Consider the following 11,397-nt stretch of genomic DNA (forward strand, 5'->3'; position numbering starts at 1 on the left):
ACCGTCGCCGCGGCCTGCGTCGCGATCCCTTCGCCGCGCCCGGTAAAGCCGAGCCGCTCGGTCGTCGTCGCCTTCACGCTGACCCGGTCGGGTGACAATGCGAGCAGGTCGGCGATGCGCGCCACCATGGCGGCGCGGTGCGGGCCGATCTTTGGCGCTTCGCACATGATCGTCAGGTCCACAAAGTCGATCCGACCGCCTTTATCGACAATCAGCGCGGCGGCGTGCCGCAGAAACCGCGCGGAGTCCGCGCCTTTCCATTGCGGATCGCTCGGCGGGAAATGCGTACCGATGTCGCCCGCCGCGATAGTGCCCAACAGCGCGTCGGTCAGCGCATGAAGCGCGACATCCGCGTCGCTATGCCCGGACAGGCCCTTGTCGTGCGGGATCAGCACCCCGCCAAGCCACAATTCCTCGCCGGCCTCCAGCCGGTGGACATCGAAACCGGTCGCCATACGCGTCTCGCGCGGCAACCGGGCTTCCGCTGCGGCGAAATCTTCGGGATAGGTCACTTTATCGAGCATGGCATCGCCCTGCACCAACGCGACAGTGCCGCCAAGCCGCCGCACCATCTGTGCATCGTCGGTCGCTTCTTCAGTCCCGGGCCAGGCTGCATGCGCGGCGGCGAGGCGATCAATACGAAAACCTTGCGGGGTCTGCACGCGAACGATTCCGGCGCGGGGGACGATATCGCCGAGCAGCACGTTGCCATGGGCCATCGTGTCGGCCGTCGGCAGCACCGGGACCGCGCCGTCATGCGTCGTCAGCGCCGCGATGACGCGGTCGATTACCACGGAGGGTATGATCGGGCGCGCGGCGTCGTGAACCAATATCTGTGTCGCCCCGGTCGCGGCAGTCGCGGTGAGGCCGCGTTCGACCGACTCCCGCCGTGTCACGCCGCCACCGACGATCTTCGCACCTTCGCCCAGCAGCGCCACCGCGTGCTCGCGGTCCGCCTCCGCCACGACGACCACGACATCGGCGATCGCCGGATGGTAGACGAACGCTTCATAGGCGTGCAGCAGCATCGCTCGACCCGCCAAGGGCGCGAACTGCTTTGGACGATCGCCGCCGGCGCGCGAACCGGATCCGGCAGCGACGATCAGCGCCACAATGTGAGGTGGGTTGCTCATGCGGCGGCCGCTAGCGCAAGCGGCGTCGCCTTGCCAGCCCATGGCGGATCGGTTAGGCACTGCCTGTTTTTTAGGCAGACATATGCGACCGCTTGCGCCCCTCCAGATCGGCCCCGTCCGGATCGACTGCCCGGTCGTTCTGGCACCGATGACCGGCGTCACCGATATGCCGTTCCGTACCCTCGTCCGCCGCTACGGTTCGGGATTGAACGTCACCGAGATGATCGCGAGCCAGGCCGCGATCCGCGAAACCCGGCAATCCTTGCAGAAGGCGGCGTGGCATCTGTCGGAGGAACCGGTGTCGATGCAGCTGGTCGGCTGCACCCCTTACGAGATGGGGGAGGCGGCAAGGCTGGCGGAGGACCGGGGGGCCGCGATCATCGACATCAACATGGGCTGCCCGGTCCGCAAGGTGACGAGCGGCGATGCCGGTTCAGCGCTGATGCGCGACACTCGGCTGGCTGGGGCGATCATCAAGGGGATCACTGCGGCCGTCTCCGCACCCGTCACGTTGAAGATTCGGATGGGCTGGTGCCACGACAGTCTGAACGCCCCCGAACTCGCGCGGATTGCCGAGGATCTGGGCGTGAAGCTGGTCACCGTCCACGGCCGCACGCGCAACCAGATGTACAAGGGCGTCGCCGATTGGGGCTTCGTCGCGCGAGTCAAGCAGGCGGTGTCGATCCCCGTGATCGTGAATGGCGATATCTGCTCGCTCGAGGATGTCGAGGCCGCGCTCGACCAATCGGGCGCGGACGGCGTCATGATCGGTCGCGGAGCCTATGGCCGGCCATGGCTGCTCGGCCAGGTCATGGCGTATCTGCAGACCGGCCGACGGATCCCCGATCCGACGATCGACGAACAATATCACGCGATCGCCGGACATTACGAGGCAATGTTGGCGCATTACGGCCCCGTCACGGGGGTCAATATGGCGCGCAAGCATATCGGCTGGTATACACGCGGGCTGCCGGGATCGGCGGAGTTCCGCAACAGCGTCAACCAGCAGCCCGAAGCACGGGTCGTAAAGGCGATGCTGGCCGAATTCTACGCACCGTGGCGGCAGCTTGCCGCCGCCTGAGCCGCCGCGCCATGGTCGGCCCGGTTTCGCGGAGCTGTTCGCCGCGCTGCCGGTTGCCACGCTCGTTCTCGATCCCGAGGATCGGATCACCCATGCGAACACCGCCGCCGAACATATGCTGAACCTGTCGGAACGGCTGATGATCGGACAGCCGATCGATGCGATTCTACCGCCGCCGGGCCTTTCACGCAGCCCGCACGGCAACGATATCGCGATGCTAGACATCGAGATGGAGACATCGCGCGGCGTCCGGATGCGGGTCGATTTCATCGAGACGCAGGTGCCTGCATCGCCTGGCTGGCGGGCGATCACGCTTCGCACGACGAGCCGGATGCGGACGCTGGGCGGCACGTCGGACCGTGCGGCGGCGGGGCGGGCCGCGGTCGGGGCCGCCGCGATGCTGGCGCATGAGATCAAGAATCCGTTGTCGGGCATCCGCGGCGCGGCGCAGCTGCTGGGCGCGGGCGAACTGACCAATCTGATCACAACAGAGGTCGACCGGATCGCTGCGCTGATCGACCGGATGGAGGATTTCAGCGACACCCGACCGTTACCGCTGACCGGCGAGAACATCTATCCGCTGCTCGGCCATGCGCGGGCAGTGGCGTTGGCCGGCTTTGCGCGCGGGGTTCCCATCGAGGAGCGGTTCGACCCGTCGCTTCCGCCCGCCCGGATCAACCGCGACGCGCTGCTCCAGATCGTCATCAACCTGTTGAAGAACGCGCGCGAGGCGGTTCGCGGCGTCCGTGATCCCCTGATTGCGATCAGCACCGCCTATCGCCACGGCATGGCGATCAACCTCGCACCCGACAAGCCTCGGGTGCCGTTACCGATCGAGATATGCGTCATCGACAACGGTCCCGGCGCGCCCCCCGAAATCGTCGACGCGCTGTTCGATCCGTTCGTGTCCGGTCGTCCGGAGGGGCAGGGGCTCGGCCTTGCCCTCGTCGACAAGCTGGCGCGCGATATGGGCGGGATCGTCGAATATGCGCGCGACGGCGAACGGTCGGTGACGGTGTTTCGCCTGTTGCTGCCCAGGGCGGCGTCGTGAGCGCGGTACTGGTCTGTGACGACGACTCGGCGATCCGCACCGTCGTCGCGCAGGCACTGCGACGGGCTGGGCATGAGGTGACCGTGACAGCGAACCTGGCGCAACTCGACCGCGCATTGGCGCTTGCGGTTCCGGACGTGTTGGTGACCGACGTGGTCCTTCCCGATGGAGACGGAATCGATCACCTCGCAGGCGTGAACCGGCGTCATCCGTCGCTGCCGGTCATCGTCCTGTCCGCGCGCAACACGCTGACCACCGCGGTGCGGGCGACCGGGGCCGGGGCGTATGAATATCTGCCCAAGCCGTTCGACCTCGATTCGTTGACTCAGGCGGTGCGCGGCGCGGTGGCGCGGGGCGGGGCGACCGCGGACGACCCGACGGGGATCGAGGACGCCGCCCTGCCGCTCATCGGTCGGTCGGCGGCGATGCAGGATGTTTACCGCACGATTGCACGAGTGGTGTCGAACGACCTGACCGTGCTGGTGTCGGGTGAATCGGGGACCGGCAAGGAGCTGGTCGCGCGCGCGATCCACGATCTCGGCCCGCGCCGCGCCGCGCCGTTCGTCGCGATCAACATGGCCGCGATCCCGCGCGAACTGATCGAAGCGGAACTGTTCGGACACGAACGCGGTGCCTTTACCGGTGCCGCGCAGCGCAGCGCCGGCCGGTTCGAACAGGCCAAGGGCGGCACGCTGTTCCTCGATGAGATCGGCGACATGCCGATGGAGGCGCAGACGCGATTGCTCCGCGTGCTGCAATCCGGCGAATTCAACAGCGTGGGCGGCGCACGCACGATCCGAGCCGATGTCCGAATCGTCGCGGCGACCAACCGCGACCTGACCGCGCATGTCGCCGGCGGACAGTTTCGCGAGGATCTGTTCTACCGGCTGAACGTGGTGCCGATCGCGCTGCCGCCGTTACGCGATCGTCGTCAGGACGTGCCGTTGCTCGCGCGGCATTTCCTCGACGCTGCCGCCGCACAGGGCCTGCCGCGTCGTCAACTGGGTCGCGATTCGGTCGCGGTGCTGGAGGCGCAGGATTGGCCGGGTAACGTCCGGGAACTGGAAAACCTGATGCGTCGACTCGCCGTGCTCGCGCGCGACGAGGTCATCGATGCGCAAGCATTGCGCTTCGTCGCCGGCGACGGTGCGGGGGCCGTGGGCGATGACGGCGGCTATACCGATCTGGCGAAGGCGGTGCGCGGCCTGATCGAGCGGATCGACCGTGATCGACCCGGCGCGCTCGACGAAGGCAGTTTGTACGACCGGGTGATCGCGGAAGTGGAAAGGCCGATGATCGAGATCATGCTGGCACGTCACGGCGGCAACCAGTTGCGCACCGCGCGCGCGCTCGGGATCAATCGCAACACCCTAAAGAAGCGGCTCGATCTGCTCGGGATAGCCTGACGAACGGGACATCGGAACGGTCAGGTGGCAGCGATGCGCGATTATGTGGTTTCCATGCAACAGGCGGGCATGGTACGGCTGTTGCGATGCTCGCCGTCGCGACGACCGAACCGAGGACGGCCCCGCCCGCGAGGCGGGTGCTGGTCACACCTCTAGCCGAGTTGCTGGTTCTGCTCGTCGCCATTGGCGTGGCGATATTGAGCTATGTCGTGATCTCGCGGGATCCAACGCCGCAGCAATTGCTGAAGCCCTGGCTGATCGCGCTGTTGCTCGTCGCCAACCTCGTCCTCATCATCGCGCTCATCGTGCTGGGCGCGCTGCGGATCGCTCGGGCCCGCGCCGCCCGGTCGCCGATCGGCGGGGAGGGGCAGTTGCATGTCCGTCTGGTCCTGCTGTTCTCCGCGGTGGCCGCGGTGCCGATGCTGCTGGTCACGATCGCAGCGTCGCTGCTGTTCCAATACGGCGTGCAATTCTGGTATTCCGACCGCGCCCGCGGCGTGTTCGAGAATGCAACCGTGCTGACGCGGATGTCGTACAATCAGATATTGGCGCGGTGGGAAGAAGACACCTTCACGATGGCATCAGATGTGGGACAGGAAATGTCCGCCGGCCGACCGACCAGTCTAGCGCTCTACAATTATCTGGGCAGGCAAATTTATTTCCGCAGTCTGAATGAAGGTGCGCTAGTACAAGTGACTTCCGACGATCGCGCACGCGTAGTGACCAACGTAAATCCTTATGGGATCGATGTCCTTCGCCAATTCAACCCGGAGATGCTAGCGAAGCTTCGTGCTCGAAAACAGCGTAGCGTCGTCAACGTCACCAAGGATCGCATCCAGACCGTCACGATGGTGCCGGGCACCACGGACCTGTTCCTGTACACCGCGCGCTTGACCGACCCACGCGAGATGCAGGTGCAGACCGCCCGCGCCGAATCCGCGCTCGCCAATTACCATGCGCTGCTCGTCCGTGCCCGCTCGCTCCAGTTGCAGTTCAACGCCGCGCTGCTCCTGCTGTCGCTGCTGATCGTCGCCTTTGCTGTGTGGGTGGCGCTGGCCGTCGCCGACCGGCTCGTGCGCCCGGTCGGCGAACTCGTCGCCGCGGCGCGGCGTGTGGAGGGCGGCGACTTGTCGGCGCGCGTACCGTATCCGCGCACCCGCGACGAGGTCGGCACGCTGGCGGCCGCGTTCAACCAGATGACGATCCGGCTGGAACAGCAGAACGGCGCGCTGGTGACCGCGAACGACCAGCTGGAGAACCGCCGTGCGCTGATCGAGGCGGTGATGAGCGGCGTGTCGGCGGGGGTGCTGGCCGCGGCGGCGGATGGGACGATCCGCATCGCCAATCGCTCCGCGGTCGTATTGCTCGGCGCAAATAGCGAGGGGCTGGTCGGTCGCCGGCTGGATGACGTCGCACCCGAGCTGTCCACGCTGATCGCCGACGGTGCGCGCGAGGCGACTGCCGAAGTTGGTCCCGTCGGCGATGCGCGGACGCTCGCGGTACGAATCGCGCGAACCGACGCCGGGCCGATCCTGACGTTCGACGACATCACGCAGCAATTGCTGGACCAGCGCCGCGCCGCCTGGTCGGATGTCGCGCGCCGGATCGCGCACGAGATCAAAAATCCGCTGACCCCGATCCAGCTGGCCGCCGAACGGCTCCAGCGGCGTTATGGCGGCAAGGTCGAGGCGGACGACACGACCTTCGCGCGGCTGACCGAGACGATCGTGCGTCAGGTTGGCGATCTGCGGCGCATGGTCGACGAATTCTCATCCTTCGCGCGTATGCCCAGGCCAGCGTTCGGCAACGAGTCGCTGGTCGAGGCGGCAAGCCAGGCGATGTTCCTTCACGAGGTCGCGCATCCCGCCGTGCGGTTCACGTTGGTCCATGACGATCCCGGGCCGATGATGGTGTGCGATCGTCGTCAGATCGGCCAGGCGCTGACCAACATCGTCAAGAACGCGGTCGAGGCGATCGAGACGAGGGGCGAGGGCGGCGGTTCGGTGACGATGACGGTTGCCGAGGAACCGGGGCGCAGCGCGACGATCACGGTGGCGGACAACGGCATCGGCCTGCCCGCGGACCGCGACCGCATCGTCGAACCCTATATGACGACGCGCGCCCGCGGCACCGGCCTTGGCCTCGCGATCGTCAAGAAGATCGTCGAGGAACATATGGGTACGATCGTCTTCGCGGATCGTCCCGGCGGCGGAACCGTTGTGACGATGCGGTTCGACACCCGTCTTCTTCCCAAACCCGGCCATGGCGACAGCGACGGCGATGTCGCCATCGCCTGGAATGGGCAGACTGCCATGCACCAAAACAATCGGACCTGATCACAATGCCGATCGATATCCTCGTCGTCGACGACGAACTCGACATCCGCGAACTCGTTGCCGGCGTGCTGGAAGACGAAGGTTATGATACCCGGTCGGCCGCCGACAGCGATGCTGCGCTGGAGGCGATCGCGACGCGGCGGCCGTCGCTCGTCCTGCTAGACGTCTGGTTGCAGGGCTCGCGGCTCGATGGACTGGAACTGCTCGACGAGATCAAGCGGCGCGATTCTTCGATTCCGGTGCTGGTCATTTCCGGCCATGGCAATATCGACACCGCGGTCGCCGCGATCCGCAAAGGCGCTTCGGACTTCATCGAAAAGCCGTTCGAGGCCGAACGACTGCTGCTGATGGTGGCCCGCGCGACCGAGACCGAGCGGCTGCGTCGCGAAGTCGCGACGCTGCGCGCCAGCATCGGTTACGAGAATGATCTGACCGGCAGTTCGACATCGATCAACGGCGTCCGCGCCACGTTGAAGCGGGTGGCGGCGACAGGCAGCCGGGTGCTGCTGATGGGTGCGGCGGGTGTCGGCAAGGAGGTCGCCGCGCGGCTGCTCCATGGCTGGAGCCAGCGGCTGGAGGCACCCTTCATCATCGTCAGCGCGGCGCGGATGGCGCCCGAGCGGGTCGAGAAGGAGTTGTTCGGGGTCGAGGAAACGGGCGATCTCGTGCGGCCGGGCCTGCTCGAACAGGCGCATGGCGGCACCTTGTTTCTCGACGAGATCGCCGACATGCCGATTGCGACGCAGGGACGAATTCTGCGTGTCCTAACCGACCAGAGCTTTACGCGGATCGGCGGCACTCGGATCGTAAAGGTCGATGTCCGCGTCGTATCCGCCACCGCGCGCAACCTGGTCGACGAGATCGCCGAGGGTCGGTTCCGCGAGGACCTGTATTACCGGCTAAACGTCGTGCCGGTCATGATCCCGCCGCTCGCCGCTCGCCGCGAGGACATCCCGGCGCTCGTCGAACATTTCGTCGCGCACTATGCCGCGGAACGCCGCGTGCCGACCCCCGACATCGCTGCCGATGCGATGGTCGCGATGCAGAGCTATGACTGGCCGGGCAATGTCCGTCAGCTTCGCAACGTGGTCGAACGGACGATCATTCTCGCGCCGGGCGACCGGATCGGCCGGATCGATCTCGACCTGCTGCCGGCCGAGGTGCTGGGCGGACAGTCCGACGGGGCCGGGGCGGGGGCGATCATGGGCACGCCGCTGCGCGAGGCGCGCGAGACATTCGAACGTGAATATCTGAAGGTCCAGATCCGCCGCTTCTCCGGCAATATCTCGCGGACCGCCAGTTTCATCGGGATGGAGCGATCGGCGCTCCACCGAAAGCTGAAGCTGCTTGGCCTCACGGAAAGCCGGGACGATTGAGCGTACCACTGGACGCCGGCCACCGGGCTTCATAGATATCGTCACCGCCGCCCCGCCGGGTGGCGTTCCGACGTCGGGAAACGGCGCAGTCGCGGGCGAATGTCCCGCCAAGAAGAAAGATCGACGCTATGGCCGACAAATCCGGGTCGCTTCAGGACCTGTTCCTCAACGCGCTTCGACGGACGAAGACTCCTGTCACAATGTTCCTCGTCAAGGGCGTGAAGCTGCAGGGTATCGTCACATGGTTCGACAATTTCTCTGTCCTGCTGCGCCGCGACGGCCAGTCGCAATTGATCTACAAGCACGCGATTTCCACGATCATGCCGGCTGGTCACATGGATGTGACCGCCATCGTCGAAGGGGCGGCAGAGTCGGCGAAGAAACATCCATTATTGCAGGAAATTTTCCTTAGCGCGGTACGCAAATCCGATGCGAACGTCGTCATGTTCCTCGTCAACGGCGTCATGCTCCAGGGGCACATCGCGGGGTTCGATCTGTTTTGCATGCTGCTTCAGCGTGAAGGCATGACTCAGCTCGTCTACAAACACGCGGTTTCTACGGTCCAGCCGACCGAGGCACTCAACCTGGCCGAAGAATCGGCGGATACGGACGAGGATTGAAAGGCGATACGGTGAGCACCGGGTTCGACCGTGACCGCGACGAGTTCGCCCGCGGCGCACGTGCGATCGTCGTCCTGCCCGACCAGGGCGGCAGCGAACGGGATGCAGAGGCGCGCCTGGCGGAGACCGCCGGCCTCGCCGCTGCCATCGGCATCGTCGTCGCGGACCGTATCGCACTGAAGGTTCGCGTGCCGCGTCCTGCGACGCTGATCGGCAGCGGGCAGGCGGATCAGCTCGCCACCTCTGTGCAGCAGGACCAAGCCGACCTCGTGATCTTCGATGCGCCGCTCAGCCCGGTCCAGCAGCGCAATCTCGAGACCACGCTGAAGGCGAAGGTGATCGATCGGACCGGGCTGATCCTCGAGATTTTCGGCGAACGCGCTGCCACGGCCGAGGGGCGACTGCAGGTCGAACTCGCGCACCTCGATTATCAGGCGGGGCGGCTGGTGCGAAGCTGGACCCATCTGGAACGTCAGCGCGGCGGGTTCGGCTTTCTCGGCGGCCCGGGCGAGACGCAGATCGAGGCGGATCGCCGCTTGATCCGCGACCGCATGGCGAAACTCCGCCGCGAACTCGATCACGTCAGCCGTACCCGCGGTCTCCACCGTGATCGTCGGCAGCGTGCACCGTGGCCGGTGATCGCGTTGGTCGGTTACACGAATGCCGGAAAATCGACGTTGTTCAATCGCTTGACGGGTGCCGACGTCATGGCGGAAGATCTGCTGTTCGCCACGCTGGATCCGACCCTTCGCCAGATCGCCTTGCCCGGCATCGAAAAGGCGATCCTGTCCGATACCGTCGGGTTCGTATCAGACTTGCCTACGCAGCTGGTCGCGGCGTTCAAGGCGACCTTGGAGGAGGTCGTGTCGGCAGACCTGCTGCTCCACATCCGGGACATCGCACATCCTGATACCGAGGCGCAGGCGAACGATGTCGAGGCCGTGCTGATCGAGATCGGCGTAGACGATCAGACGCCGCGGATTGAAATCTGGAACAAGATCGACCTGCTCGCGCACGACGAACGCGATGCCGCGCTCGCGCGGGCCGAACGGGAAGGGGATGTCATCCTCGTCTCGGCGCTCGACGGCGACGGGATCGATGGTCTGATAGCGCATCTGTCGACGATGCTCACGGCCACGCATCACCGCTACGACGTTACGCTGGAGGCCGCCGACGGGGCGGGGGCGGCTTGGCTCCATGCGCATGGCGAGGTGTTGGGCAGTGCCGATGAGGGCATGACGACGACCTATTCGGTACGCTTGTCGGACGCCGATTACGACCGGTTCAGCCGCCGCGACGCTTGATCGTCTGCCACAACGCCTCCTTGGCATTCAGGCCAAGCCCTTCGAAGCCGTTGCCAGCTTCGGCCTCCATCGCGCGGAACCGGCCTTCGAACTTGCCGTTCGCGCGCCGCAATGCCGCTTCCGGATCGACGCCCTGGTGTCGTGCCCAGTTGACGACGGCGAACAACAGATCGCCGATTTCCTCGGCAACATGATCCGCTTTGGCGGCCTCTTTGACCTCCGCCAATTCCTCGTCGATCTTTGCGCGCGGACCGTCGGCGTCAGGCCAGTCGAACCCGACCCGCGCGGCACGCTTCTGCAGTTTCTCCGCACGGAGCAAAGCGGGTAATCCTCGTGCGACCCCGGCCAGTGCACTGGGGTCCGTCTTGCCGGCACGCTCGCCGGCCTTGATCGCCTCCCATCCGGGACTGGCCGACGCGCCGCCAAAGATGTGCGGATGTCGGCGTTCCATCTTGTCACTGATCGCAGCGACCACATCGGGCAATGCGAACGCGCCGGCTTCCTCGGCAATCCGCGCGTGGAAAACGACCTGAAGCAGCAGATCGCCGAGCTCGTCCTTCAAATCGGCGATATCGCCACGCTCGATGGCGTCGGCCACCTCATAGGCTTCTTCGATCGTGTAGGGTGCGATCGTCGACCAGGTCTGCATACGATCCCATTCGCAACCGGAAACCGGGTCGCGCAATCGTTTCATTATTGCAACCAGACGTTCGATCGTCATGAGGGAACTCCCATCAAAACACGATCGATCGGAACGATAATATACATTATGTAAATCTTACTTCGTTTTGGGTTCGAGGATAAGGGTGCGCCCATCCACGCGCCAAGATGCCAGACGCGACAGGAAATTCATTCCGATCGCATCGGTATCGCCGAACGCCGGCGATACGACCACCGGCAGATCGGCGACCCGGATCGAGCCGACGGTGACCACGCGCGCAGTCGCCGCGCGCGCTGTGATCGGGTCGTTTGCGGTAGCTAGCACAACGGGAAACGGCCGCTCGTCGAGCGTGATGCCGGCGGCTTTTGCAGTGGCTTCGGACAATGCCGTCGTCGTAGCGCCACTATCGACCAGCATCGTGGTTTTGAC

The 11,397-nt window shown here is 65.5% G+C and carries 10 protein-coding genes; 7 read left to right on the forward strand and 3 right to left on the reverse strand.

The features are described 5' to 3' along the window. Nucleotides 1-1,133, reverse strand: a 1,133-nt coding sequence (locus ACFE7D_RS12295; RefSeq protein WP_375395709.1) for a bifunctional 2-C-methyl-D-erythritol 4-phosphate cytidylyltransferase/2-C-methyl-D-erythritol 2,4-cyclodiphosphate synthase, incomplete at its 3' end; no start/stop codon positions are given. An 82-nt stretch (nt 1,134-1,215) separates the two neighbouring features. Between ACFE7D_RS12295 and dusB the strand changes: the two genes are divergently transcribed. The 7 genes from dusB to hflX all read left to right on the forward strand — a co-directional run bounded on the left by dusB (nt 1,216) and on the right by hflX (nt 10,307). Then, nucleotides 1,216-2,214, forward strand: coding sequence for a tRNA dihydrouridine synthase DusB (gene dusB, locus ACFE7D_RS12300; RefSeq protein ID WP_375395710.1), 999 nt, complete (start codon nt 1,216-1,218; stop codon nt 2,212-2,214). Then, nucleotides 2,201-3,265 (forward strand): nitrogen regulation protein NR(II), encoded by a 1,065-nt coding sequence (locus ACFE7D_RS12305; protein ID WP_375395711.1) that lies wholly within the window; start codon nt 2,201-2,203, stop codon nt 3,263-3,265. Before dusB ends, ACFE7D_RS12305 begins: the two co-directional genes overlap by 14 nt. Next, entirely contained in the window at nt 3,262-4,671 is a 1,410-nt protein-coding gene (gene ntrC / locus ACFE7D_RS12310) for a nitrogen regulation protein NR(I) (RefSeq protein WP_375395712.1), read from the forward strand. The genes ACFE7D_RS12305 and ntrC overlap by 4 nt, the downstream gene beginning before the upstream one ends. Nucleotides 4,672-4,757: 86 nt before the next feature. Then, the gene (locus ACFE7D_RS12315) at nt 4,758-7,007 is read left to right on the forward strand and encodes an ATP-binding protein (RefSeq protein WP_375395713.1); all 2,250 of its coding nucleotides are present in this window, start codon (nt 4,758-4,760) and stop codon (nt 7,005-7,007) included. Between the two features lie 5 nt (nt 7,008-7,012). Continuing rightward, on the forward strand, nt 7,013-8,383 hold the full coding sequence (locus tag ACFE7D_RS12320) for a sigma-54-dependent transcriptional regulator (protein ID WP_375395714.1): 1,371 nt from the start codon (nt 7,013-7,015) through the stop codon (nt 8,381-8,383). 59 nt (nt 8,384-8,442) lie between these two features. Further along, on the forward strand, nt 8,443-9,003 hold the full coding sequence (gene hfq / locus ACFE7D_RS12325) for an RNA chaperone Hfq (RefSeq protein ID WP_375395715.1): 561 nt from the start codon (nt 8,443-8,445) through the stop codon (nt 9,001-9,003). Nucleotides 9,004-9,014: 11 nt separating this feature from the next. Continuing rightward, complete coding sequence (gene hflX / locus ACFE7D_RS12330; protein ID WP_375395716.1) at nt 9,015-10,307, forward strand: GTPase HflX; 1,293 nt, start codon at nt 9,015-9,017, stop codon at nt 10,305-10,307. On the opposite strand, the gene mazG is transcribed toward hflX, so the two are convergent. Beyond that, the gene (mazG, locus tag ACFE7D_RS12335; RefSeq protein ID WP_375395717.1) at nt 10,288-11,028 is read right to left on the reverse strand and encodes a nucleoside triphosphate pyrophosphohydrolase; all 741 of its coding nucleotides are present in this window, start codon (nt 11,026-11,028) and stop codon (nt 10,288-10,290) included. The two genes, hflX and mazG, sit on opposite strands and share 20 nt — an antisense overlap. Nucleotides 11,029-11,085: 57 nt before the next feature. Beyond that, nucleotides 11,086-11,397 (reverse strand): TIGR02281 family clan AA aspartic protease (locus ACFE7D_RS12340; protein WP_375395718.1); only part of this gene is annotated, 312 nt, incomplete at its 5' end.

Source organism: uncultured Sphingomonas sp. (assembly GCF_964244235.1).
In the GTDB taxonomy this organism is placed as follows: domain Bacteria; phylum Pseudomonadota; class Alphaproteobacteria; order Sphingomonadales; family Sphingomonadaceae; genus Sphingomonas.